25 protein-coding genes are annotated in these 22,754 nt (G+C 69.5%); 22 read left to right on the top strand and 3 right to left on the bottom strand.

Annotated elements, in window-relative coordinates; all coding sequences use genetic code 11:
- Positions 1-82: 82 nt before the first annotated feature.
- The 11 genes from queC (at position 83) to E3U26_RS22355 (ending at position 10,239) form a co-directional block, all read left to right on the top strand.
- Positions 83-784: a 7-cyano-7-deazaguanine synthase QueC gene (gene queC, locus E3U26_RS22405; RefSeq protein ID WP_072463688.1), complete on the top strand. Its 702-nt coding sequence runs from the start codon at positions 83-85 to the stop codon at positions 782-784.
- Entirely contained in the window at positions 784-1,137 is a 354-nt protein-coding gene (locus E3U26_RS22400) for a 6-pyruvoyl trahydropterin synthase family protein (RefSeq protein WP_072463689.1), read from the top strand. The genes queC and E3U26_RS22400 overlap by 1 nt, the downstream gene beginning before the upstream one ends.
- On the top strand, positions 1,134-1,841 hold the full coding sequence (queE, locus tag E3U26_RS22395) for a 7-carboxy-7-deazaguanine synthase QueE (protein ID WP_499106677.1): 708 nt from the start codon (positions 1,134-1,136) through the stop codon (positions 1,839-1,841). The genes E3U26_RS22400 and queE overlap by 4 nt, the downstream gene beginning before the upstream one ends.
- A 17-nt stretch (positions 1,842-1,858) precedes the next feature.
- Positions 1,859-2,323, top strand: coding sequence for a preQ(1) synthase (queF, locus tag E3U26_RS22390; RefSeq protein WP_114535880.1), 465 nt, complete (start codon positions 1,859-1,861; stop codon positions 2,321-2,323).
- A gap of 146 nt (positions 2,324-2,469) precedes the next feature.
- Complete coding sequence (locus tag E3U26_RS22385; RefSeq protein ID WP_499106675.1) at positions 2,470-3,777, top strand: ABC transporter substrate-binding protein; 1,308 nt, start codon at positions 2,470-2,472, stop codon at positions 3,775-3,777.
- 99 nt (positions 3,778-3,876) lie between these two features.
- Positions 3,877-4,746 (top strand): carbohydrate ABC transporter permease, encoded by an 870-nt coding sequence (locus E3U26_RS22380; RefSeq protein ID WP_499106673.1) that lies wholly within the window; start codon positions 3,877-3,879, stop codon positions 4,744-4,746.
- Positions 4,747-4,751: 5 nt separating this feature from the next.
- Positions 4,752-5,582, top strand: a complete 831-nt coding sequence (locus E3U26_RS22375; RefSeq protein WP_036757746.1) for a carbohydrate ABC transporter permease — start codon at positions 4,752-4,754, stop codon at positions 5,580-5,582.
- 10 nt (positions 5,583-5,592) lie between these two features.
- Positions 5,593-6,591: an ABC transporter ATP-binding protein gene (locus E3U26_RS22370; RefSeq protein ID WP_036757748.1), complete on the top strand. Its 999-nt coding sequence runs from the start codon at positions 5,593-5,595 to the stop codon at positions 6,589-6,591.
- Positions 6,592-6,656: 65 nt separating this feature from the next.
- The gene (locus tag E3U26_RS22365; RefSeq protein WP_499106671.1) at positions 6,657-8,120 is read left to right on the top strand and encodes a mannitol dehydrogenase family protein; all 1,464 of its coding nucleotides are present in this window, start codon (positions 6,657-6,659) and stop codon (positions 8,118-8,120) included.
- A gap of 4 nt (positions 8,121-8,124) precedes the next feature.
- Entirely contained in the window at positions 8,125-8,781 is a 657-nt protein-coding gene (locus tag E3U26_RS22360; RefSeq protein ID WP_116220756.1) for an HAD-IA family hydrolase, read from the top strand.
- 15 nt (positions 8,782-8,796) lie between these two features.
- Entirely contained in the window at positions 8,797-10,239 is a 1,443-nt protein-coding gene (locus tag E3U26_RS22355; RefSeq protein ID WP_499106670.1) for an acetate and sugar kinases/Hsc70/actin family protein, read from the top strand.
- Between the two features lie 3 nt (positions 10,240-10,242).
- On the opposite strand, the gene E3U26_RS22350 is transcribed toward E3U26_RS22355, so the two are convergent.
- A complete protein-coding gene (locus E3U26_RS22350) occupies positions 10,243-11,175 on the bottom strand; it encodes a sugar-binding transcriptional regulator (protein WP_499106668.1) in 933 nt (310 codons plus the stop codon).
- A gap of 311 nt (positions 11,176-11,486) precedes the next feature.
- Between E3U26_RS22350 and E3U26_RS22345 the strand changes: the two genes are divergently transcribed.
- The 8 genes from E3U26_RS22345 to E3U26_RS22310 all read left to right on the top strand — a co-directional run bounded on the left by E3U26_RS22345 (position 11,487) and on the right by E3U26_RS22310 (position 19,015).
- On the top strand, positions 11,487-13,709 hold the full coding sequence (locus E3U26_RS22345; RefSeq protein ID WP_499106667.1) for a TonB-dependent receptor family protein: 2,223 nt from the start codon (positions 11,487-11,489) through the stop codon (positions 13,707-13,709).
- 143 nt (positions 13,710-13,852) lie between these two features.
- On the top strand, positions 13,853-14,260 hold the full coding sequence (locus tag E3U26_RS22340) for an RrF2 family transcriptional regulator (RefSeq protein WP_499106666.1): 408 nt from the start codon (positions 13,853-13,855) through the stop codon (positions 14,258-14,260).
- A 3-nt stretch (positions 14,261-14,263) separates the two neighbouring features.
- The gene (locus E3U26_RS22335; protein WP_036757757.1) at positions 14,264-14,884 is read left to right on the top strand and encodes a hypothetical protein; all 621 of its coding nucleotides are present in this window, start codon (positions 14,264-14,266) and stop codon (positions 14,882-14,884) included.
- Positions 14,881-15,186 (top strand): TehB family protein, encoded by a 306-nt coding sequence (locus E3U26_RS22330; protein WP_036757758.1) that lies wholly within the window; start codon positions 14,881-14,883, stop codon positions 15,184-15,186. The genes E3U26_RS22335 and E3U26_RS22330 overlap by 4 nt, the downstream gene beginning before the upstream one ends.
- 106 nt (positions 15,187-15,292) lie before the next feature.
- Positions 15,293-16,288 (top strand): ABC transporter substrate-binding protein, encoded by a 996-nt coding sequence (locus E3U26_RS22325; protein ID WP_499106665.1) that lies wholly within the window; start codon positions 15,293-15,295, stop codon positions 16,286-16,288.
- On the top strand, positions 16,285-17,103 hold the full coding sequence (locus E3U26_RS22320) for an ABC transporter permease (protein ID WP_072463698.1): 819 nt from the start codon (positions 16,285-16,287) through the stop codon (positions 17,101-17,103). The genes E3U26_RS22325 and E3U26_RS22320 overlap by 4 nt, the downstream gene beginning before the upstream one ends.
- Positions 17,100-17,849 (top strand): ABC transporter ATP-binding protein, encoded by a 750-nt coding sequence (locus E3U26_RS22315; RefSeq protein ID WP_036757760.1) that lies wholly within the window; start codon positions 17,100-17,102, stop codon positions 17,847-17,849. Before E3U26_RS22320 ends, E3U26_RS22315 begins: the two co-directional genes overlap by 4 nt.
- Positions 17,846-19,015 carry an NnrS family protein gene (locus E3U26_RS22310; RefSeq protein WP_036757761.1) on the top strand — a complete coding sequence of 390 codons (1,170 nt, stop codon included), beginning with the start codon at positions 17,846-17,848 and terminating at the stop codon, positions 19,013-19,015. The genes E3U26_RS22315 and E3U26_RS22310 overlap by 4 nt, the downstream gene beginning before the upstream one ends.
- A 20-nt stretch (positions 19,016-19,035) precedes the next feature.
- On the opposite strand, the gene E3U26_RS22305 is transcribed toward E3U26_RS22310, so the two are convergent.
- Positions 19,036-19,584 carry an FMN-dependent NADH-azoreductase gene (locus E3U26_RS22305; RefSeq protein ID WP_036757762.1) on the bottom strand — a complete coding sequence of 183 codons (549 nt, stop codon included), beginning with the start codon at positions 19,582-19,584 and terminating at the stop codon, positions 19,036-19,038.
- Between the two features lie 135 nt (positions 19,585-19,719).
- Between E3U26_RS22305 and E3U26_RS22300 the strand changes: the two genes are divergently transcribed.
- Positions 19,720-20,085 carry a winged helix-turn-helix transcriptional regulator gene (locus E3U26_RS22300; protein WP_036757763.1) on the top strand — a complete coding sequence of 122 codons (366 nt, stop codon included), beginning with the start codon at positions 19,720-19,722 and terminating at the stop codon, positions 20,083-20,085.
- Between the two features lie 43 nt (positions 20,086-20,128).
- Here the strand turns inward: E3U26_RS22300 and E3U26_RS22295 are convergent, their stop codons facing one another.
- Complete coding sequence (locus E3U26_RS22295) at positions 20,129-20,440, bottom strand: H-NS histone family protein (RefSeq protein ID WP_114535902.1); 312 nt, start codon at positions 20,438-20,440, stop codon at positions 20,129-20,131.
- Between the two features lie 516 nt (positions 20,441-20,956).
- On the opposite strand from E3U26_RS22295, the gene E3U26_RS22290 reads away from it, so the two are divergent.
- Both E3U26_RS22290 and E3U26_RS22285 read left to right on the top strand, forming a co-directional pair.
- On the top strand, positions 20,957-22,018 hold the full coding sequence (locus tag E3U26_RS22290; protein WP_114535903.1) for a YeeE/YedE family protein: 1,062 nt from the start codon (positions 20,957-20,959) through the stop codon (positions 22,016-22,018).
- Between the two features lie 121 nt (positions 22,019-22,139).
- Complete coding sequence (locus tag E3U26_RS22285; protein ID WP_072464274.1) at positions 22,140-22,724, top strand: rhodanese-like domain-containing protein; 585 nt, start codon at positions 22,140-22,142, stop codon at positions 22,722-22,724.
- Positions 22,725-22,754 lie beyond the last annotated feature (30 nt).

Raw genomic sequence — 22,754 nt, 5'->3', positions numbered from 1 at the left:
GTTGCGCCGCCCGCCAAAGCCCGCTATGTCGGGCACCCATACCGGTCGCAGCCTACCCGGTCATCAAAACAAGGGTCACATCATGAAGACGACAGTTGTCTGCTCGGGCGGACTCGATTCCGTGTCGCTGGCGCATATGGTCGCGGCGCAAGGGAGCCTGACGCGCCTGATCTCCTTCGACTACGGCCAGCGCCACCGCAAGGAGCTGGATTTTGCCGCCGCCGCCGCCCGGCGGCTGGGCGTGCCGCATCACGTCATCGACATGCGCGGGGTGGGGGCGGTGCTGACCGGCTCGGCCCTGACCGGCGGGGCCGAGGTGCCGGACGGGCATTATGCCGAGGAAACCATGCGCATCACCGTGGTCCCGAACCGCAACGCCATCATGCTGACCATCGCCTTCGGCATGGCGGCGGCGATGGGCGACGAGGCGGTGGCGACCGCCGTGCATGGCGGCGATCATTTCATCTATCCCGACTGCCGCCCCGCCTTCACCGAGGCGTTCCAGCACATGCAGGACGCCGCGCTCGACGGCTATGCGCAGTTGCGGCTGCTGACCCCCTTCGTGCATCGGACCAAGGCCGACATCGTGGCCGAGGGCGCGCGCCACGGCACGCCCTTTGCCGAGACCTGGTCCTGCTACAAGGGCGGGGCCGTCCATTGCGGGCGCTGCGGCACCTGCGTCGAGCGGCGCGAGGCCTTCCACCTGGCCGGCATCCCCGACCCGACCGCCTATGAGGATGCGGATTTCTGGCGGCAGGCCATTGCGGAACGGGGGCGGGCCTGATGTTCCGCATCGCGAAGGAGTTCCATTTCTCGGCCTCGCACCAGCTTGCGCATCTGCCGCCGGACCACCAATGCGCCCGGCTGCACGGGCACAATTATGTCGTGGTGGTCGAGCTGGCCGCCGCGGAACTGAACGCCGACGGCTTCGTGCGCGACTATCACGAGCTTGCGCCGCTGAAGCATTACATCGACACGCATTTCGACCATCGCCACCTGAACGAGGTGCTGGACGGCCCCTCGACCGCCGAGAACATGGCGCGGCATTTCCATGACTGGTGCAAGGCGCGCTGGCCCGAGACGGTGGCGGTCCGGGTCTCGGAAACGCCCAAGACCTGGGCCGAGTATCGGCCATGACGCTGCGCATCGCGGAAATCTTCGGCCCGACCATCCAGGGCGAGGGCGCGCTGATCGGCGAGCCCACGGTCTTCGTCCGGGCGGGGGGCTGCGATTATCGTTGCGTCTGGTGCGACAGCCCGCACGCGGTGGAGAGCCGCCACCGCCACGAATGGCGGCCGATGAGCGCCGAGGCGGTCTGGGCCGAGGTGCGGCGCCTGTCCGGCGGCCAGCCGCTGACCGTCTCGCTGTCGGGCGGCAATCCGGCGATCCAGGACTTTGCCCCGCTGATCGCGCTGGGGCGCGCGGCCGGCTATCGCTTTGCCTGCGAGACGCAGGGATCGGTCGCGCAGCCCTGGTTCGCGGATCTCGCCATGCTGGTGCTGTCGCCGAAACCGCCGTCGAGCGGGCAGGTGGTCGATTGGGACGCGTTCGACCGCTGTGTGCAGGCGGGCGTGGGCGCGGGGCAGCGGGTGCTGAAGATCGTGATCTTCGACCAGGCCGACCTGGACTGGGCGCACGAGGTCGCGGCCCGCCATCCCGACCTGCCGCTTTACCTGCAACCCGGCAACCCCGAGACCGACCCCGCCCTGCCGGTCGATCCGCAGGCCCTGGCCGACCGGCTGCTGTGGCTGGTCGAGAACACGGTCGGCCGCGGCTGGCTGAAACCGCGCATCCTGCCGCAGCTGCATGTCCTGATCTGGGGCAACCGGCGCGGCGTCTGACATCCCGGAGGGAAACCATGACCGAGACGATCTACAGCGGCCTCAAGCAATTGGGCGGCGCCACCCGGCTGCCCGAAAGCCCCGACCAGGCCGAGCTGGAGCGGGTGCAGAACCCGCAGGCCGACGTGGCCTATAACGTGCGCTTCACCGCGCCCGAGTTCACCTCGCTCTGCCCGATGACGGGGCAGCCGGATTTCGCGCATCTGGTCATCGACTATGTGCCGGGCGACTGGCTGGTCGAATCGAAATCGCTGAAGCTTTACCTTGGAAGCTTCCGTAATCACGGCGCTTTCCACGAGGATTGCACCGTGTCGATCGGCCGGCGGCTGGCCGGGTTCCTTGCGCCGCGCTGGCTGCGCATCGGCGGCTACTGGTATCCGCGCGGCGGCATGCCCATCGACGTGTTCTGGCAGACCGGCCCCATGCCCGAGGCGGTCTGGATCCCCGACCAGGGCGTGCCGCCCTATCGCGGCCGCGGCTGAACCCCACCCATCCCTGCAAGAAACTATCGGTCGGCGCGGTCCCGGAGTATCGGGCCGCGCCGATTTCGCTTGACAGCCCGGCGGCGAGTATGTGAGCATTTGCCCATCGCATTAGCAAATGCTGATCCGCAGGGGAGGACAATCGAATGAGCATGATGCTGCGCGGCCTGATGGGGGCCTGCGCCATGACGGCGCTGGCGGTGCCTGCAGTGGCCGAGACGCTGACCATCGCCACCGTGAACAACGGCGACATGATCCGCATGCAGAAGATGACCAAGCCGTTCACCGACGCGAACCCGGACATCCAGCTGGAATGGGTGACGCTGGAAGAGAACGTGCTGCGCCAGCGCGTCACCACCGACATCGCCACCAAGGGCGGGCAATACGACATCGTGACCGTCGGCAATTACGAGGTGCCGATCTGGGCCAAGCAGGGCTGGCTGCTCGCGCTCGAGGACATGGGCGAGGATTACGACGCCGCCGACATCCTGCCCCCCATCGCCGAGGGGCTGTCGCTGGATGGCAAGCTTTACGCCGCGCCCTTCTATGGCGAATCCGCGATGATCATGTATCGCACCGACCTGATGGAAAAGGCCGGGCTGGAAATGCCCGAGCGCCCGACCTGGGACTTCGTCTTCGACGCGGCGCGCAAGATGACCGACAAATCGGCCGAGGTCTATGGCATCTGCCTGCGCGGCAAGGCCGGCTGGGGCGAGAACATGGCCTTCCTGACCTCGATGGGCGCCAGCTACGGCGCGCCCTGGTTCGACATGGAATGGAAGCCGCAATTCTCGGGCGAGGCCTGGAAGAAGGCGCTGACCGATTACGTCGCCGTCATGAACGAGGCCGGCCCGCCCGGCGCCTCGTCGAACGGCTTCAACGAGAACCTGGCGCTGTTCCAGACCGGCAAATGCGGCATGTGGATCGACGCCACCGTGGCGGCGAGCTTCGTGTCGAACCCCAAGGACTCGACCGTTGCCGACAAGGTGGGCTATGCGCTGGCCCCCGAGGGCGAGAAGCCGCAGATGTGGCTCTGGGCCTGGACGCTGGCAGTTCCGTCCTCGACCGACGCGCCGGATGTCGCGAAGAAATTCGTCGCCTGGGCAACCTCCAAGGCTTACACCGAGCAGGTTGCGGCGGAAGAGGGCTGGGCGAACGTCCCGCCCGGCACCCGGACCTCGCTTTACGAGAACCCCGCCTATCTTGAGGCCGCGCCCTTTGCCAAGCCGACGCTGGACAGCATCATGTCGGCCGACCTGAAGAACCCGACCACCGTCGAGGTGCCCTATATCGGCACGCAATGGGTGGGCATCCCCGAGTTCCAGGCCCTTGGCACCGCGGTCGGCCAGCAATTCTCGGCCGCCCTGGCCGGGCAGGCCAGCGTCGACCAGGCGTTGCAGATGGCCCAGCAGATCGCCGAGCGCGAGATGGCCAAGGCCGGCTATCCCAAGTGACGCCCGGCCCGGCCTGACGGCCGCGAAACGGCGCAGGGGGCGGCAAGCCCGGCCCCTGCCGCAATCCGAACCCTCATCGCTCGCGTGGGAGGCGCGCCGATGGCTACCCGACATCAGAAAACACTCGCGCGCCTGATGGTCGCGCCCTCGGTCCTGCTGCTGCTGGGCTGGATGATCGTGCCGCTGGCCATGACGCTGTGGTTCAGCTTCCAGAGCTACAACCTGCTCTCGCCCGGCATGGAACAGTTCACCGGCTGGACCAACTACAAGTATTTCCTGTCCGATCCCGCCTTCTGGACGGCGATGCAGAACACGCTGCTGCTGGTCGGGGGCGTGCTGGTCATCACCGTCGGCGGCGGCATCCTGCTGGCCTTGCTGCTGGACCAGCCGATGTTCGGGCAGGGCGTGGTGCGCATCCTGGTGATCGCGCCCTTCTTCATCATGCCGACCGTCTCGGCGCTGGTGTGGAAGAACATGTTCATGAACCCGGTCAACGGGCTTTTCGCCTGGCTCGCCAAGGCGGTGGGGGCGCAGCCCATCGACTTTCTGGCGCAATATCCGCTGCTGTCGATCATCCTGATCGTCGCCTGGCAATGGCTGCCCTTTGCCACGCTGATCCTGCTGACCGCGCTGCAATCCTTGGACAGCGAGCAGATGGAGGCGGCCGAGATGGACGGCGCCGGCACCTGGGCCAAGTTCACCCACCTGATCCTGCCGCACCTGTCGCGCGCCATCACCGTGGTGATCCTGATCGAGACCATCTTCCTGCTTTCGGTCTTTGCCGAGATCCTGGTCACGACCAATGGCGGCCCCGGCTACCAGTCCACCAACCTGACCTATCTGGTCTATAGCCAGGCGCTGCTGCAATTCGACGTGGGCGGCGCATCCGCCGGGGGCATCATTGCCGTCATCCTTGCCAATATCGTCGCGATCTTCCTGATGCGGATGATCGGCAAGACGCTGGAGTAAGAACCATGGCCCGCAAAGTCACGAATAGCCGCCGCTGGACCTTCACCATCCTGGCCTGGGGCGTGGCGCTGCTGATCTTCTTCCCGATCCTGTGGACGATCCTGACCAGCTTCAAGTCCGAGGCCGATGCCATCGCCAGCCCGCCCAAGTTCCTGTTCTTCGACTGGACGACCGAAAACTATGCCGAGGTGCAGTCCCGCTCGCCCTATTTCCGGCATTTCATGAACTCGGTCATCATCTCGGTCGGCTCGACGCTCTTGGGCCTGCTGATCGCCATCCCGGCCGCCTGGTCGATGGCCTTCCAGCCGGCCAAGCGGACCAAGGATCTGCTGATGTGGATGCTGTCGACCAAGATGATGCCGGCCGCGGGCGTGCTGATCCCGATGTATCTGCTGTTTCGCAGCTGGGGCCTTCTGGATACGCGGCTGGGCATCACCGTCGTGCTGATGCTCATCAACCTGCCGATCATCACCTGGATGCTCTATACCTATTTCCGCGAGATCCCGTCCGAGATCCTGGAAGCGGCGCGGATGGACGGCGCCAGCCTGATGAAGGAAATCCTGCATGTGCTGACGCCGATGGCGGTCCCCGGCATCGCCTCGACCCTGCTGCTGAACGTCATCCTGGCCTGGAACGAGGCGTTCTGGACGCTGAACCTGACCACCTCCAGGGCGGCGCCGCTGACGACCTTCATCGCCAGCTATTCCAGCCCCGAGGGGCTCTTTTATGCGAAACTTTCGGCGGCCTCGACCATGGCCATCGCCCCGATCCTGATCCTCGGCTGGTTCAGCCAGAAGCAACTCGTGCGCGGCCTGACCTTCGGCGCGGTGAAATAAGGAGGAAACCATGGGTAGCATCACGCTTCAACAGGTCCGCAAGAGCTTTGGCGATGTCGAGGTCATTCCGGGCGTCGATCTGGAAATCAACGACGGCGAGTTCGTCGTCTTCGTCGGCCCCTCGGGCTGCGGCAAGTCCACGCTGCTGCGGCTGATCGCCGGGCTCGAGGACGTGACCTCGGGCCAGATCATGATCGACGGGCGGGACGTGACCCATGCGCCGCCCTCGCAGCGCAAGCTGGCGATGGTGTTCCAGTCCTATGCGCTTTACCCGCATATGTCGGTCAGGAAGAACATCGCCTTTCCGCTGAAGATGGCCGGCATGGCGGCGGCCGAGCAGGAGCGGCGCGTCCAGCACGCGGCCGGCATCCTGAACCTGACCGATTACCTGGACCGCCGTCCCGGCCAGCTGTCGGGCGGCCAGCGCCAGCGCGTCGCCATCGGCCGGGCCATCGTGCGCGAGCCCTCGGCGTTCCTCTTCGACGAGCCCTTGTCGAACCTCGACGCGGCGCTGCGGGTGAACATGCGGGTCGAGATTTCCGAGCTGCACAAGAAGCTGGCGACGACCATGGTCTACGTCACCCACGACCAGGTCGAGGCGATGACCATGGCCGACAAGATCGTCGTCCTGCGCGCCGGCCGGGTCGAGCAGGTGGGCAGCCCGCTGGAGCTTTACCGCAAGCCCGCCAACCGCTTCGTCGCGGGCTTCATCGGCAGCCCGAACATGAACTTTATCGAGGGCGAGGCCGCGGCGCGCCTGGGCGCCCATGCCATCGGCGTGCGCCCCGAGCATTTCGCCATGTCCACCACCGACGGCGCCTTTGCCGGCACGGTGGGCGTGGCCGAGCATCTGGGCTCGGACACCTTCCTGCATGTCGAGCTGGACGGCGGCACCCCCATCGTCGCACGAGCGGCGGGCGAGTTCCCGGTGGACCACGGCGACCGCATCTGGCTGACCCCGCAGGAAGGCCGGGTCTATCGCTTCGATCAGCAGGGGCTGGCGCTTTGACGGCAGCCTCGTCGGGGTCGCCGCCGCGGCCCCATCCTCACAGATCAGAACCGGGATGAATTCGGATGGACAGGCTTTCCAACCAGACCCTTGACCGCCTCGGCCAGCCGGTGCCGGGCTATGACCGCGCCGCCCTGCGCCCCGGCATCCTGCATTTCGGCGTCGGCAATTTCTTCCGTGCCCACCAGGCCGCCTATCTGGACCGGCTGATGAACATGGGGCTGGCGCCGGACTTCGCCATCATCGGCGCTGGCGTCATGCCGGGCGATGCGCGGATGCGCGACACGCTGGCGGCGCAGGATTACCTCTATACGCTGGTCGAGCAATCGGCCTCCCGCTCGGACGCGCGGGTGCTGGGGCCGATCGTGGACTATATCGCGCCCGGCGACCATGGGCGGGTGATCGCCGCGCTGGCCGATCCGGCGATCCGCATCGTGGCGCTGACCATCACCGAGGGCGGCTATTTCATCGACGCCGCCACCGGGCATTTCGACAGGGCGCATCCCGCCATCGCCGCCGATGCGGCCAATCCCGACGCGCCGCAGACCGTCTTCGGCCTGATCGTCGCGGGGCTCAGGGCGCGCCGCGCGGCGGGGCACGCGCCCTTCACCGTCATGTGCTGCGACAACATCCCGCATAACGGCAACGTCACCTGCGAGGCCGTCGTGGAAACCGCGCGGCTGTCGGACCCGGAACTGGCGGGGTGGATCGCCGCGACCGTGGCCTTTCCGAACGCCATGGTGGACCGCATCACCCCGGCCACCAGCGACCGCGAGCGCCGCATGGTGCGCGAGGATTTCGGCATCCAGGACGAGGCCCCGGTGTTTTGCGAGGATTTCATCCAATGGGTGCTGGAGGACAACTTCCCCGCCGGCCGGCCGCCGCTTGAGAAAGCCGGCGTCGAGTTCGTCGCCGACGTGACGCCATGGGAACTGATGAAGATCCGCATCCTGAACGGCGGCCATGCGGTGATCGCCTATCCGGCCGGGCTTCTGGACATCCATTTCGTGCACGAGGCGATGGAGGACGCGCAGGTCCGCGCCTTCCTGGAAAAGATCGAGACGGACGAGATCATCCCCGCCGTGCCGCCGGTGCCCGGCACCGACCTGCAAGCCTATTTCGCCAAGGTGGCCGAGCGCTGCGCCAATCCCAAGATCGGCGACACGGTGCGCCGGCTGTGCCTAGACGGCTCGAACCGGCAGCCCAAGTTCATCGTGCCGACCATCGCGCATCGGCTTGAGCGCGGGTTGCCCGTGGATGGGCTGGCGCTGGAATCGGCGCTCTGGTGCCGCTATTGCGCCGGCACCAGCGACAGCGGCGCCGTGATCGAGCCGAACGATCCGAACTGGGACCGGCTGGTGCAGGTGGCGCAGGCGGCCCGGACCGACCCCTCGGCCTGGCTCGACATGGCCGAGATCTATGGCGAGACCGGCCGCGATCCGCGCCTGGCCGAACCCTTTGCCCGCTGGCTCGCCATGCTGTGGCAGAAGGGCACGCGCGCGACGCTCGACGCCTATCTCAAGGGCTGAGGGCTTGGCGCGCGGGCTGATCTTCGACTGCGACGGGGTGCTGGTCGATTCCGAGCCCCTGGCCGCGGCCGAGATCGAGGCGCTGCTGCAAGGGCTGGGCGCGCCGATCACCCGCGCCCGCATCTATGACGAGTTCCTGGGCCGTTCCTTCTCGACCATCGTCGAGGCGGCGCGGGACCAGGGTGTGGACCTGGGCCCGGCGCTGCCCGGCTATGCCGAGGCCCTGGCGCTGCGTTTTCGCCGCGAATTGCGCCCGGTGCCCGGCATGGCCGAGGCGCTGGCGCAACTCTCGGGGCCGCGCGCCGTGGCCTCGTCCAGCGCGCCCGAGCGGCTGCAGCTGTCGCTGTCGCTGACCGGGCTTGCGCCGCTGTTCGGGCCACATGTCTATTCCGCGACGCAGGTGGCGCGCGGCAAGCCCGAGCCCGACCTGTTCCTGTTCGCCGCCCGGCACCTGGGCATCGCCCCGGCCGATTGCGTGGTGATCGAGGACAGCCCGGCCGGGCTGCGCGCCGCCCGCGCGGCGGGGATGCGGGTGATCGGCTTTCTGGGCGGCAGCCATGCCGCCCCCGCGCGCCTGGCCGAAAAGCTGGCGGCGCTGGCCCCCGATGCGCTGATTGACCAGGCGCGGGATTTGCCCAAGACTTTGGCCGGTCTGGGCTAGGGAAGGGGAATCGGCGTGCTGATCGGGGCCGTGGATGTGGGCTCGGCCCGCGCGCGAGCGGGGCTTTTCACCCCCGACGGCCGGCTGGTCGCCCGCGCAAGCCGCGGCTTCGCCACCCTTCCGGGGCCCGACCGGCAAGCCATGCACGATTTCGCCGAGATCTGGCGGGCCGTGGCCGAGGCCCTGGCCGAGGCGCGGCGGCAGGCCGGCGCCAGCCCGGCGCAGGTCGGCGCGCTGGCCTTTGACGCCACCTGCTCGCTGGTGGTCGAGGCGCCGGGCTTTGCCCCCGACGTGATCGCCTGGCATGACCACCGCGCCGTAGCCGAGGCGGCCGAACTGAGCCGCATCCCGCATGAGATCGTCGCGCGGGCCGGCGGCTCGGTCTCGCCCGAGATGCAGACGCCGAAGCTGATGTGGCTTCGCCGCCACCGGCCCGAGGTCTGGGCGGCGCTGACGGGCGTGCGCGACCTTTGCGACCACCTGGCCTTTCGCGCCACCGGCATCGAGGCGCGTTCGCTTTGCGCCGCGGCGGCAAAATGGCCCTGGCTGCCCGACCGCGGCGGCTGGCAGCAGGACTTGCTGGACCGGGCCGGGATCGCCGATTTCCCGCACCCCGGCCCGGTGCTGCCGCCCGGCACGCGCATCGGCCCGCTGTCGCCGCAAGGCGCGGCCGAGCTGGGGCTGGAGCCCGAGACGCTGGTCGCCGCCGGGCTGATCGACGCCTTTGCCGGCGCGCTCGGCGCGGCGCCGGAGATGCCGGCGCTGATCGCCGGCACCTCGAACTGCGTCATGGCGACGGGGCTCGCGCCGCGCGCGGCGCTGTGGGGGCCCTATCCGGGCGCGATCCTGCCCGGCGAAAGCGTCAGCGAGGGCGGCCAGTCCGCCACCGGCGCGCTGCTGGAGCGGGTGCGCGGGCTTTACCCGCAGCCTGCGGGCCATGACGACATCCTGGCCCGGATCGCCGCCGATCCCGAGCCCGAGCCGGACCTGCATGTCCTGCCCGACATCAAGGGCAGCCGCACGCCCTTTGCCGATCCGCTGCTGCGCGGCGCGATCCACGGCCTGACGCTGGAGCGCAGCCCGCAGGCGCTGGACGCACTGTATTGGCGCGCGGCGGTGGGCATCGCGCTGGGGACCCGGCAGGTCATCGCCCATATGGGGCTGGCGCCCGCCGCGCTGGCCATGGCCGGGGGGCAGGCGCGCTCGGCCCTGCTGCGCCAGCTCTATGCCGATGCCATCGGGGCCGAGATCCACTGGCAGCCCGAGGATGCGGTGCTGCGCGGCACCGCCATCGCCGCCGCAGCGCCGCTCCTGGGCGGCATCCGCGCGGCGCGGGCACGCTTCGCCCGCCCGGTCGAGATCACCCGCCCCGAGCCCGCCGCCCGCGCCCGGCGCGAACGGGACTGGCGCATCTTCCTGCGCATGCAGCAGCAGCGCGCCGAGATCGCGGCGATGTAGGGGTCAATCGGCCAGCAGCGCCGCCCCGGTCTCGGCATCGGTGATCAGCCCGCTGACCAGCCCGCCGCGCAGCGCGCCGCGGATCGCCGGCACCTTTTCGACACCATGGGCGGCGCCGATGACCAGCGTCGTCTCGCGCGGGGGGATCGGGGCCGAGGCCACGCGGTCGTTGCTGAGCCCAGGCACCAGCGCGCCCTGCGCGTCATAGGCCCAGCCGGTGATCTCGCCCACCGCGCCGGCCGCGACCAGCGCGTCCAGGTCGGGCTGCGACAGGAACCCGTCCAGCATCAGCGGCGCGCGCGCGCCCACCGTGCCGATGCCGACAAAGGCCACCGCGGCCTCGGCCGACATGCGGATCAGCCGCTCGATGCTGGGCTGGCCGTTGACCGCCTCCCGCTCGCGCACGCTGGGGGCGATGACCGGCAAGGGCAGGGGAAAGCTGCGCGCCGTCACCAGGTCCGAAAGCGTGAACAGCACGTTGTAATAGGCGGTCGAGCCGTCCGGCGCGATATTGCCGGTCAGCGAGACGATGCGGTGCTGCGGGCAGTCGATATGCGGCAATTGCGCGATGGCGCTGCGCAGGGTGCGGCCGGTGCCGATGGCCATGGTCATCGGCTGGGGGCGGCGCAGCCATTGCTCGATCGCATCGGCCAGCATCAGCGCCACCCCGGCCTCGGGGGCGTCCGAAGGGGCGATCTGGCAGAACGCCAGCGCGTATTTGCGCTGCAATCCGGCGGCGATATCCATGCAATGCGCAAAGGGATGGTCGATGCGGATCTTGACGATGCCCTCGGCCATGGCCTGTGCCACCAGGCGCTGCGCGGTCTGGCGCGAGATGCCCATGATCCCCGCGATCTCGTCCTGGGTCTTGCCCGCGACATAGGAAAGCCACGCCGCCTTGGCCGCCTGTTCCAGTTTCCGGCCCTGGTTCGACATGGATGGGGCTTTTCCGTCTTTCGCGCTGGTTCGGGTCGCTTTTGCGGTTCCTGTGTAGCGTGCCTGCGGCCCGGCTGTCCAGCGCACCCCGCGCGGGCCGGGGCTGCGGCAAAAGCGCCCCGGATAAAATATGACCTTCACATTCATGTTTGATCGGCCTATGCAGGCGGGGTCATCCCGGCGCGTCCGCAGCCCATGCCCGCCGCCGCTATGCCGCATCGCAAGCCCTGTGCCAGCCGTCTCATTGCCACCCTCGCGCCGCGCATTGCCGTGGGCGCTGTCCCCTGCGGGAAGATCAAGGACGTGCCGACATGGACGCTGACGACAAGACGAAACGCTTTGCGCGAATGATCCCCGCCCTGACCGGGCTGGCGGCGGCCGGGCTGTCCTTGCAGGCCGGGGCCGCCCTGGCGCAATCGGCCGCGCCCGGCGCGGTGATCGTGCTGGACGAGATCGAGATCCGCGCCGACACCACCGCCCGCCGCTTTGAGGCGACGCCCGGCGCGGTCACGCTGATCGACCGCAGCGAGGCCATGGGCGAGGCGGCGCCGACGCTGGCCGACACGCTGTCCGAGGTGCCGGGCGTGGTCGTGCAGGAATTCTTCGGCGGCAACGACCAGCCGCGCATCCAGATCCGCGGCTCGGGCCTGCAGCAGAACCCGGCCGAGCGCGGCTTGCTGATCCTTCAGGACGGGATGCCGGTGAACCGCGCCGACGGCTCCTATGTCGTGGGCCTTGCCGCGCCGGGCCAGGCCGAGAGCATCGAGGTGTTTCGCGGCGCCGCGGCCAACCGCATCGGCGCCAACGTGCTGGGCGGCGCGATCAACTTCGCCTCGCCCTCGGGGGCGACTGCGCCGGGGATGCGGCTCAGCTTCGGCGGCGGCAGCTTCGGGCGGGGCGAGGTCGCGGGCAGCTATGGCATCGACGGCGAGCGGGCCGATGTGCTGCTGCGCTTCGAACATGCGCAGAAGGACGGCTATCGCGACTACAACGGCTCGCGCCGCAGCGCCATCGGCGGCAACGTCACCCTGCAGACCGGCGAGGCGGTGACGCGGCTGTTCTTCAGCCATACCGACCTGGAATTCGACGTGGCCGGGCCGCTGACCTGGGACGCGATCCAGAACGATCCCGAAAGCAACCATGCCGGCCCGGTGATCGTCGGAGGCAATGCGGTCGGTCCCGGACCGAACGTGCTGCGCGACCAGCCGCGGCGCGATACCCGCCAGACCCTGGCAGGCGCGCGCACGACGCTGGAGCGCGGCGAGAACATCTATGACTTCGGCCTGAGCCTGTCGCGGACCGACGACAGCTTCGCCTTTCCGATCTCGGCCGGGTTCCGCGACACCGAGGGCAGCGACGCCACGCTGACCGCGCGCTACAGCCGGCTGGGCGGGGGGGAATTGCCACTGTTCGAGACCGGGCTGACCTGGTCCTTCGGCAAGGCCGACCGCGATTATGACCACAACCTGGGCGGCGCGCGCGGCCCGGCCTTCGGCCGCAACCGCCTGACGGCCGATACGCTGTCCATCTTTGCCGGGGCGAACCTGCCATGGGGCGGCTTCACCCTGTCGCCCTCGATCGCCTTCAACCATGCCAGCCGCGAAAGCGAGGATCGCTGGACTGCCGCGACCCGGCCGACCGTGGCCTACAGCCCGATGAACCCCGGCATGCGCCTGCCCGATGGCGCGGTGCCGGCGACCTCGACCAGCTACGACCGCAGCTATAGCGGCTTCACCCCGGCGCTGGCCTTGTCCTGGGCCCCGGCCGAGGGGCAGTTCGCCTGGATATCGCTGGCGCGCGGCTTCGAGCCGCCGACCCATGACGACCTGCTGGGCACGGTGGGCGGCACGCCCAACAGCGGGCCGGGCCGGCCGAACCCCGCCGATCCCGCCGCGCCTGCGGCCATGTTCGCCACGCCCGATCTGGAGGCGCAGACCTCGACCACGCTGGAGCTGGGCTGGCGCGGGACATGGCAGCGCCTGTCCTGGGACGCGACCGTCTATCACGCGCGGCTGAAGAACGAGCTGCTGTCGCTGCGCGACGTGACCGGCGCCACGCTCGCCTCGGTCAACGCCGGGCGGACGCGGCACAGCGGGGTCGAGCTTGGCCTGTCGGGCGAGCTGACGGAAACGCTGTCGGGGCGGCTGGCCTGGACCTGGCAGGATTTCCGCTTCGACGACGATCCCTTGCGCGGCGACAACCGCATCGCCGGCGCGCCGCGCAACGTCGTCACGCTGGCGCTGGACTGGCGCCCGGTCGAGCGGCTGACGCTGCGCGGCAAGCTGCATTGGGTGCCGGGCAGGACGCCGGTGGACAACATGAACACGGTCTTCAACGATTCCCATGCGCTGGTGGACCTGGGCGCCGAATATGCGCTGACCGAGAATGCCGCGGTCCATGTCGAGGTCACGAACCTGACCGATGAGCGGTATGCCGCCTCGACCCTGGTGCTGGACCAGGCAGTGGCGGGGCAGGCGGCCTTCATCCCCGGCGAGGGGCGGGCCTTCTACCTGGGCACGCGGCTGCGGTTCTGATGATGGCGGTCGCCGCTTTCGCCCCGTCGCCGCCCGCCCCGCGGATCTGGCCCCAGGCCGGGCCGCGCCGGGCCCTGGCGCGCGCCATTGACCGCCTGGCGCGGGCCGTGCTTTTGTGCGGGCGGATCGAGGAAGCCCCCTGCATGCGACTGACCAGCTTTTCGGATTACGCCCTGCGCCTGCTGATCTATGCGGCGCGGCATCCCGACCGGCTGGTCACGATCGAAGAGGTGGCCGCCGCCTATGACATCTCGCGCAGCCACCTGACCAAGGTGGCGAACGTGCTGACGCGGGCGGGGTTCCTGAACTCGGTCCGCGGCCGCTCGGGCGGGTTGGAGCTGGGGCGCGACCCCGCCGTGCTGCCCCTGGGCGAGGTGCTGCGCGTGACCGAGCCGGACATGGCCGCCGCCGAATGCTTCGGCCCCGAAGAGATCCGCGACCCGAACCGCCCCGGCGCGCTGGACGCGGCGATCCGCGACGCGCTGGCCGCCTTCCTGCAAGTGATGGACCACCGCACGCTGGCCGACCTGCTGGCCGAGGAACAGGAGTGAGCCATGGTTTTTCCCGCCTTCTTCGCTGATGCGCCGGCGATCCGGCTCCGCGATCCCCTGGCGGGCTTCCTGGGCTCGGCCGAGGACGGGGTGATGACCTATAGCTTCGCGGATGCGGTGCGGCTTTGCGGCCATTCCTGCCCGGTGGTGGCCGGGGCCTGGCTGATGGTGCTGGCCGGGCTGGAATGGCTTTACGGCGACGACCTGCCCGAACGCGGCGGCATCGAAGTCCACATGCGCGACGGCGTCGGGCAGGGCACGACCGGGGTCGTCGCCTCGGTCGCGACGCTGCTGACCGGCGCGGCGGCCGAGGGCGGCTTTCACGGCATCGGCGCGGGGCACCTGTTCGCGCGCCGCGGGCTCTTGCGCTTCGAGGCGCCGATCGACGGGGTGATGGCGCTGCGCCGGCGCGACAATGGCGCCGGCGTGGTCGTGGACATCGACACCGGCCGTGTGCCCCACGATCCCGCCATGGCCGAGCTGATGCCGCGCGCGGTCGCGGGGCGGGCCGAGCCGGCCGAGCTGGCCCGTTTCGCGGCGCTGTTCCAGGACCGGGTGCGACGGATGCTGGCGGCGGCCGACGATCCCAAGCTGGTCCATCTCTACGATTGGCCCGCGGCATGAGCCTGCCGGCCTGGCCCGACGACGCCGCGCCCTATCGGCGCACGCCGGAGTTCACCGAGGCCAGCGTGCCCAAGGGCCTCTTGCGCGCCCATGCGACCCGGCCCGGCACCTGGGCGCGGCTGCATGTGCTTGAGGGCGGGCTGGTCTTTCGCGACCTGGTCGACGGGGCCGAGCTGCTCTTGGGGCCGGGCATCCATCCGCTGATCCATCCGGAGCGGCTGCACGAGGTCGCGGCTGCGGGTCCGGTGCGGTTTTTCATCGAGTTCTGCGCCCGGCCGGGGGATTTCGCGGCGCCGGCCTGACCTAAATCAAGGACGGTCGATCCCGGCCGCCTATGGTATCGTCAACCCCGCGCCAGCCCTCCGCCAGCGATCCCCCGTTCATCTTGCGACTGCCAGGAGGGCAGACATGTCCCAAACCCCTCGCCATCCCTCGCGCCGCGCCCTTCTTGCCGGGGCCGGCGCGCTTGCCGCCACCCTGGCCGCGCCCGGCATCCTGCGCGCAGCACCCCTGGCGCGGCTTGCGCTTTTCGGGCCGCCTGCCGGGCCCAGCATCACCCTGGCCCATGCCGTGGCCAGCGGCGCGCTGAAGGATCTGTCGGCCGAGGTGTCGCTGACCGTCTGGCGCACCCCGGACGAGTTGCGCGCCGGGCTGACCTCGGGGACCATCGACCTGTCGGTGGTGCCGGTGCAGGTCGCCGCGAATCTCTATAACCGCGGCATGGGGCTGCGGCTGGTCAATACCATGACCGACGGGCTGCTGTTCATCGTGGCCGAATCCGGCGCGGTCGCCGATTTCGCCGGGCTGGAGGGCAGGCGCCTGGCCGTGCCCTTCGTCAACGACACGCCCGATTTCGTGCTGCGCGCGCTGCTGGCGCGGCAGGGCATCGCCGACAAGGTGCAGCTGGTGCCCGTCGGCAGCCCCATCGAGGCGGCGCAGATGCTGCTGGCCGGCCAGATCGAGGCGGCGCTGCTCAGCGAGCCGGCCTCCAGCGTGGCGATCATGCGCGGGCGGACCGTGGGCAAGGCTTTCGCGCGGGTGATCGACCTGCAAGAGGAATGGGGCCGGCAGGGCGATGTCGGCCCGGTGCTGCCGCAGGCCGGGCTGGCCGCGACCGATGCCTTCATGGCCGGCGGCGCCGAGCTGCTGGCGCCGTTGCAGGCCGCGCTGGCGCAGGCGAACGGCGAGGTGCTGGCCGATCCGGTGCAGGCCGCGACCGAAGCCGCCGGCGCCCTGGACATGCCCGCCCCGATCCTGGCGCTGTCGGTGCCGCATTCCCGGCTGGCCGTGCGCCCCGCCGGCGAGGCGCGGCCGGCGATCGAGGCGATCCTGTCGCTGATGGCCGAGACCGATGCCGCGATCATCGGCGGCAAGCTGCCCGACGACGGGTTCTATCTGCTGTGAGCCTGCTTTCGGCCTGTCTCGACCGGCTGGCGCGGCTGGGCCGGTTCCTGTGGTCGGCCTGGGCGGGGCTCGCGGGCCTGGCGCTGATCGGCGCGCTGTGGCAGGCCGGGCACGAGGCTTATGGCGATTTCATCCTGACCGCGCCGCTGGACACGCTGGCCGCGGCGGCGCGGCTTATGCACGAGGGCAGGGCGCAGGAACTGCTGGCCCTGACCACCGCCCGCGCGCTGGCCGGCTTCGGGCTTTGCGCGCTGATCGGCACGCTTTTCGGGGTGGCGGCGGGCTATTCCCCGGCCACGCTGCGGCTGTCGCGGCCGATCCTGACCCTGCTTCTGGGCGTGCCACCCATCGCCTGGATCGTGCTGGCGATGATTTGGTTCGGTCCCTCGGACCTGACCGTGGCGGTGACGATCCTGATCTCGGCCACGCCGGTCGTCTTCGTCGGCGCGGTCGAGGGGGTGGTGACGCGCGACCGCGGCCTGGACGACATGGCGCAGGTCTTTGGCGCCGGGCCGCTGCGGCGCTTCCTGTTCGTCTCGGCCCGGCAGATTTCGGCGCAGCTGTTCCCGGCGCTGATCCTGGCGCTCGGCTCGGCCTTCAAGGTGGCGATCATGGCCGAGCTGCTGGCCAATGCCGGCGGCATCGGCGGCGCGCTGGCGCGGGCGCGGGCCATGCTGGACATCGCCGAGGCGCTGGCCTGGGTCAGCCTGGCCGTCGCCGCGCTGATCGCGGTCGAATACGTGCTGATCCGCCCTGTCCGGGCCGAGCTGGAGCGCTGGCGCGAGGCCGCAGCGCCCTGGGGCGTCAAGCGATGAGCCTGCTGGAACTGAACCGCATCGGCCACGCCTTTTTCGGCCGCACCGTGCTCGAAGGCATCACGCTGGGCGTCGCCCGGCAAGAGATCGTGGCGCTGGTCGGGCCGTCGGGTTCGGGCAAGTCCACGCTTGCGCATATCGCCGCCGGGCTGGTCGAGCCGCGCGAGGGGCGCATCGCCCGCCACTATCTGCGCCACGCGATGGTCTTCCAGGAGCCGCGGCTGATGCCCTGGGCCACCGCGGCCGGCAATATCGGCTTTCCGCTGCGCCTGTCGCGCGCGCCGCGCCGGATGCGGCGCCGGGTGATCGCCGATGCCGCCCTGCGCGCCGGCCTGCTGCCCGAGGATCTGGGGAAATACCCGTCCGAGCTTTCGGGCGGCATGCGCCAGCGCGCCGCCATCGCCCGCGCCCTGGTGACGGACCCGGATTTCATCTATTTCGACGAACCCTTCACCGCGCTGGATGTGGCGCTGAAGCGGCGGATGCAGGATCTGGTGATCGAGGCCGCCGCCTCGGCGCGCTTCGCCGCGCTCTTCATCACCCATGACCTGCTGGAGGCGATCCGCATCAGCCACCGTATCCTGGTCCTGGACGCGGGCGGGCGCGGCATCGCTGGCGAGCGCCTGCCGCCGGGCAGCCCCGGCACCCGCGACGAGGCGGCGATCTTTGCCCTGCGCCAGCACTACCTGACCGCCGACCCGCTGTTTGCGCATATCCACGACATCGACGAACGGCTGCGCCCATGACGCCTCCGCTGCACCGCGTGCTGTCCGACGAAGGCTTCCGGCTGTTCTTTCCGCTGGCGGCGCTGCATGCCGGGCTGTGGCCGCTCGTCTGGGTCGGGCTCTGGTCCTTCGACCTGCCCCTTGCGCGGCAGATCCCGGCCGGCATCTGGCATGCGAACGAGATGATCTTCGGCGCCTGGGGCGCGGCGCTGCTGGGCTTTCTGACCACCGCCGCGCCGGAATGGAGCGACACCCCCCGCCTGCGCGGACGGCCGCTTTGGGTGCTGGCCGCACTTTGGGGCCTGGCGCGGATCGCGGGGCTTCTGGGCGCGGACCTGCTGGTCCTGCCGGCGATGCTGGCGGACCTGGCCTGGCTGGTGCTGCTGCTGGCCTATCTGCTCAAGGTCTCGCTGCGGCAGCGGACCACGCGGCTGCTCAGCTTTGCGGGCTGGCTTTTCGCGCTGGCGCTGGCCGGGCTGATGGCGCGCATGGCGATGCTGGCCGGGCAGGCCGAGGCGGCGGCGGAATGGCTGCGCGTCGCCGGGCTGGTGTTTCTGGGGCTGCTGTCCCTGGCGTTGGCGCGCATCAGCGTGCCGGTGACGAATATCGTGCTGGACCCCAGCGAAAGCACCTCGCCCTTTCGGCCGCATCCGGGGCGGCTGAACCTGTCGGCCGGGCTGGTGGCGCTGGCCCTGGCGGGGCAGGTCGCGGGGCTCTCGCCGGCGGTCGCGGGCTTTCTGTGGATCGCCGCCGGCGCCGCCTTCATGGACCGCATGGCCGAGGGCTTTGTCGGTGCCGAGGCGTTTCGCGCCGAGATCATGGTGCTGATGGCGGCGGCGGGATTTGCCGGCGCGGGGCTGCTGGGCTTGGGTGCCGCCGCGCTTGGCGCGCCCTGGGCCGAGGCCGGGCCGCTGCATCTGGCGCTGATGGGCGGCCTGGGCCTGGGCGTGCTGGCGGTGCTGGCGATCGCCGGGCGGTTCCATACCGGGCAGGGGCTTGGCCTGAACCGGCCGACCCGCGCGGCTTTCGTGCTGGCCGGACTGGCGGTGCTGCTGCGCGCCCTGCCCGAGATGGGGCTGATGCCATGGCCGCCCGGCCCGCTGCACCTGCTCGCCGCCCTGCTGTGGGCGGCGGCGTTCCTGCTGTGGCTGGCCGATTACTGGCCGGCGATACGCCGCCTGCCCTAGGGGGACGGGCGGCGCGGGGTTCATGCGGCAAGCTGCCGGGTCTGGCCAAGCGCCTGGTCGATGGCGGCCTGGCGCTGTTCGGGGCCGATGCTCACGCCGTCGGCCATCACGAATTCGGCCTCGATGCCGATGAAGGCAAAGACCGAGCGCAGGTAGCTTTCCAGATGTTCCAGCGCCACCCGCGCGTCGTCGCTGTAAAAGCCGCCGCGCGCCAGCGCGATGATCACGCGCTTGCCGCCGGCCAGCCCCTCCGGTCCCTCGGCGGTATAGCGGAAGGTCTTGCCGGCGACGACGATGCGGTCGATCCAGGCCTTGAGCTGGCTGGGCAGGGTGAAGTTATACATCGGCGCGCCGATCACCACCGTCTCGGCGGCCAGGAACTCGTCCAGAACCGCGCTGTCGGCCAGCGCATCCAGCGTCAGATGCGGCAGCGGCGCGCCGGCCAGGTCGCGGCGGATGACGGGGACGCCGGGCCGGGCCTCGGCCAGCCGGTCGATGATCGCCTGGCTGACGATGCGGCTGACGCTGTTGTCGCCGGTGATGCTGCTGTCGATATGCAGGATGGTCACTTTTGTCTCCTAGGTATGGAATTTATACTGAGGCCGCTTAGATAACCATCGGGAAGACCCCCGCAAGAAGGCACAATCCTGTGCCGCAGTTACATGGCTGTGACCCGGTCACGGCAAGGAAACCGGAGAAACCAGATGCATGACCCCAACAGTTTCGGTTGCCGGGCCTTTGCCGCCGTCCTGCAGCGGATCGGCGACAAATGGAGCCTGCTGATCGTTTCGGTCCTGGCCGAGGGGCCGCGGCGGTTCAGCGAATTGCGCCGCGAGATCCCCAGCATTTCCCAGCGCATGCTGACGCTGACCCTGCGCGGGCTGGAGCGCGACGGGCTGGTGTCGCGCACGGTGACGCCCAGCATTCCGCCGCGCGTGGATTACGAATTGACCGAGCTTGGCCGTTCGCTGCGCAAGCCGGTCTGCGCGCTGGCGGAATGGGCGATGGCGAATATCGACGCGATCCATGATGCCCAGGCCCGTTTCGACCGGGCGGGCGAAAAGGTCTAGCCGGGACAAGGCCCCGCATTCGATCTGCCGGGGGCAATGCCGTTCAGATGGCGAAATCTTCCAGCGCCTTGCCGGCGGCCAATCCTTCGGCGATCCAGCGGGGTTTGCGGCCGCGCCCGCTCCAGGTCAGGTCGGGATTCTCGGGGTGGACATATTTCGGCGCGGCCGCGGGACGCTGCGCCGCCGTCTCGATCAATTGCGTCAGGGAAAAGCCGAATTGTTTCGCGGCTTCCTCGGCCTTGGCGCGGGCTTCGGCCTTGCGGCGGGCCTCGAAACCGGTGATGGCCCTTTCGACATCCTTGCGCAGCTGTTTCAGCTCGGCCAGGGACATGGCGTTCAGATCGATCTCGGTCATTTGCAGTTCCTTTCGATAGGCGATTGGCGCCGCTGCCGCATTCACGCCGGAAACCGGCGCCCGGCGAAGGCGCCGCGCTGATCGTTCGAAAATAGCCGCCGGGCGGTCGGAATATCAAGATCCAGCGCCGCGGTTTTTCAATCACTCCATTGGCGACGCCGGCAGCATTTCAAGCCGTCCGATGGCCATGCGCGGCATGCGATCTTAATCCCGGCGATCATCGGGTTTTGCGTCGCTGGGGCCGCAGGAGATCGCCTTTCCATTTCAGCGTTTTGCCTGGTCGATTTGCGCCGATGGGCGCACCGATTATGCGATCTTCATCGCTCGGCTTCCAGAAACCTTGCCGGCCGGTTGTCCTGGAATCCGCCGGATCATTGGCGTTTTTATCGCAGGCGACCGGCAATTCCGGGCGGGGCGGCCGCGTGCCGCGTTGATGCCTGGGCTTTGGCCCGGATATGATCCATGTCAAGGCGCGGTCGGGGCGGCCGGGGCCATATGTCGAAAAGGATGGCTGCCATGGATCTCGACTTTCTGCTTGAGCATGTTCCCGAGCCGCAACTGGCCGCGATCTTCGGCCTGCTGGTCGGGGCCGTCTTTGGCTTTTCCGCGGAACGGTCGTCCTTTTGCCTGCGCGCGGCCACGGTGGAATTCGCCCGTGGCAGCCTGGGGCCCAAGGTCGCGGTCTGGCTGCTGACCTTTTCGACCGCGGTGATCTGGGTCCAGGGGGCAGGGCTTCTGGGCCTGTTCCGCGCCGAGGAGGCGCGGATGATGGCCGTCACCGGCAGCTGGTCGGGCGCGGTGATCGGCGGGCTGATGTTCGGCGCCGGCATGGTGCTGGCGCGCGGCTGTTCGGGGCGGCTTCTGGTGCTGGCGGCGACGGGGAACCTGCGCTCGGTCGTGTCGGGGCTGATCTTCGCGGTGGTGGCGCAGATGGCGCTGCATGGCTGGCTGGCCCCCTTGCGGCAGGAGCTGGCGGGGCTGTGGACCACGCCGGGCGGGCGCAATGTCAGCCTGCTGACGGCGCTGCCGCTGCGCGAATCCGGCGCCATCCTGGTCGGCATCGGCTGTGCCGTGCTGGCGCTTTGGCTGGCGCGGGCGAACCGGATCGGCCTGCCGGTGCTGGTCTTTGCCTCGGGCGTGGGCTTTGCGGTGGCGCTTGGCTGGGTGCTGACCTTTTCGCTGTCGCAGCAGGCTTTCGATCCGGTCAGCGTGACCTCGGCCACCTTTTCCGGGCCTTCCGCCAGCACGCTGATGTTCTTTCTGACTGAAAGCCCGATCCTGGATTTCGACATCGGCCTGGTGCCGGGCGTCTTTGTCGGCGCCTTCCTGTCGGCAGCGCTGAAGCGGCGGCTGAAGTTCCAGGGCTTCGAGGGCGAGGGGCAGATGCGGCGCTCGATGCTGGGGGCGGCGCTGATGGGCTTCGGCGCCATGCTGGCCGGGGGCTGCGCCATCGGCGCCGGCGTCTCGGGCGGCTCGATCTTCGTGGCGACGGCCTGGCTTGCGCTGTTGTGCATGTGGATCGGCGCCGTCATCACCGACTGGCTGGTGGACCAATCCGCGCATCGGGCGACGGCCTGACCGGCCGGGGGCGGGAAAAGGCAGGGGCCGGAAAATGCCGGCCGGGACGCATGAAATCGCTTCGTCATATCGCTCAAGTCGTATATTCGTATCTTGCTATATAAGCAGGAGAGGATTTCACATGCGTGCCATTCTTTTTGGCCTGGCATTGTCAGCGCTGTCGCCCCTGGCTCCAGCCTGGGCGAGCGATGCGGCAGCCTTGCCCGAAAACAAGCAGACGGTGCAGAAGCTGTATCTGACCGCGGCCGAGGCCTATGAAAAGGTCGTGCAGTCCCCGCAGGAGGTGCTGTTTCTGGATGTGCGCTCGCCCGGCGAGGTGGCCTTTGTCGGCATGGCGACCGTCGCGGATGCCAACGTGCCCCACATGATCCAGCCCGCATCGCCCGCCTGGGACGACAAGCGCTCGACCTTCAAGATGGAAAGCAATCCCGGCTTCATCGACGAGGTCCGGGCCCGCCTGGGGGCCAAGGGCCTTGGCCAGGATGCGGCCATCGTCCTGATCTGCCGGTCGGGCGACCGTAGCGCCAAGGCGGCCAACGAACTGGCCAAGGCGGGCTTCGGCAATGTCTGGTCGGTGACGGACGGGTTCGAGGGCGACCTTGCCAAGGACGGGCCGCTGGCCGGAACCCGCAGCGTCAACGGCTGGAAGAACGCGGGCCTGCCCTGGAGCTACAAGCTGGACAAGGCCAAGATGCACGGGATGTAACCCGGCGGGCCGGAGCGGCCGGGCAGGGCA

It is taken from the genome of Paracoccus ferrooxidans, from assembly GCF_029909815.1.
In the GTDB taxonomy this organism is placed as follows: Bacteria; Pseudomonadota; Alphaproteobacteria; order Rhodobacterales; family Rhodobacteraceae; genus Paracoccus; species Paracoccus versutus.
Note: the sequence above shows the minus strand (reverse complement) of the source record. Positions and strands in the feature narration are given on the sequence as shown.

What these genes read in the sequence shown, in the direction of transcription:
- E3U26_RS22285 (WP_072464274.1), top strand. Translation starts at nt 22,140, where the DNA reads ATGCGTGCCATTCTTTTTGGCCTGGCATTGTCAGCGCTGTCGCCCCTG.
- E3U26_RS22310 (WP_036757761.1), top strand. Translation starts at nt 17,846, where the DNA reads ATGACGCCTCCGCTGCACCGCGTGCTGTCCGACGAAGGCTTCCGGCTG.
- E3U26_RS22340 (WP_499106666.1), top strand. Translation starts at nt 13,853, where the DNA reads ATGCGACTGACCAGCTTTTCGGATTACGCCCTGCGCCTGCTGATCTAT.
- E3U26_RS22385 (WP_499106675.1), top strand. Translation starts at nt 2,470, where the DNA reads ATGAGCATGATGCTGCGCGGCCTGATGGGGGCCTGCGCCATGACGGCG.
- E3U26_RS22325 (WP_499106665.1), top strand. Translation starts at nt 15,293, where the DNA reads ATGTCCCAAACCCCTCGCCATCCCTCGCGCCGCGCCCTTCTTGCCGGG.
- E3U26_RS22370 (WP_036757748.1), top strand. Translation starts at nt 5,593, where the DNA reads ATGGGTAGCATCACGCTTCAACAGGTCCGCAAGAGCTTTGGCGATGTC.
- E3U26_RS22365 (WP_499106671.1), top strand. Translation starts at nt 6,657, where the DNA reads ATGGACAGGCTTTCCAACCAGACCCTTGACCGCCTCGGCCAGCCGGTG.
- E3U26_RS22315 (WP_036757760.1), top strand. Translation starts at nt 17,100, where the DNA reads ATGAGCCTGCTGGAACTGAACCGCATCGGCCACGCCTTTTTCGGCCGC.
- E3U26_RS22330 (WP_036757758.1), top strand. Translation starts at nt 14,881, where the DNA reads ATGAGCCTGCCGGCCTGGCCCGACGACGCCGCGCCCTATCGGCGCACG.
- E3U26_RS22300 (WP_036757763.1), top strand. Translation starts at nt 19,720, where the DNA reads ATGCATGACCCCAACAGTTTCGGTTGCCGGGCCTTTGCCGCCGTCCTG.
- queE (WP_499106677.1), top strand. Translation starts at nt 1,134, where the DNA reads ATGACGCTGCGCATCGCGGAAATCTTCGGCCCGACCATCCAGGGCGAG.
- E3U26_RS22380 (WP_499106673.1), top strand. Translation starts at nt 3,877, where the DNA reads ATGGCTACCCGACATCAGAAAACACTCGCGCGCCTGATGGTCGCGCCC.
- E3U26_RS22345 (WP_499106667.1), top strand. Translation starts at nt 11,487, where the DNA reads ATGGACGCTGACGACAAGACGAAACGCTTTGCGCGAATGATCCCCGCC.
- E3U26_RS22375 (WP_036757746.1), top strand. Translation starts at nt 4,752, where the DNA reads ATGGCCCGCAAAGTCACGAATAGCCGCCGCTGGACCTTCACCATCCTG.
- E3U26_RS22295 (WP_114535902.1), bottom strand. Translation starts at nt 20,440, where the DNA reads ATGACCGAGATCGATCTGAACGCCATGTCCCTGGCCGAGCTGAAACAG.
- queF (WP_114535880.1), top strand. Translation starts at nt 1,859, where the DNA reads ATGACCGAGACGATCTACAGCGGCCTCAAGCAATTGGGCGGCGCCACC.
- E3U26_RS22350 (WP_499106668.1), bottom strand. Translation starts at nt 11,175, where the DNA reads ATGTCGAACCAGGGCCGGAAACTGGAACAGGCGGCCAAGGCGGCGTGG.
- E3U26_RS22400 (WP_072463689.1), top strand. Translation starts at nt 784, where the DNA reads ATGTTCCGCATCGCGAAGGAGTTCCATTTCTCGGCCTCGCACCAGCTT.
- queC (WP_072463688.1), top strand. Translation starts at nt 83, where the DNA reads ATGAAGACGACAGTTGTCTGCTCGGGCGGACTCGATTCCGTGTCGCTG.
- E3U26_RS22335 (WP_036757757.1), top strand. Translation starts at nt 14,264, where the DNA reads ATGGTTTTTCCCGCCTTCTTCGCTGATGCGCCGGCGATCCGGCTCCGC.
- E3U26_RS22290 (WP_114535903.1), top strand. Translation starts at nt 20,957, where the DNA reads ATGGATCTCGACTTTCTGCTTGAGCATGTTCCCGAGCCGCAACTGGCC.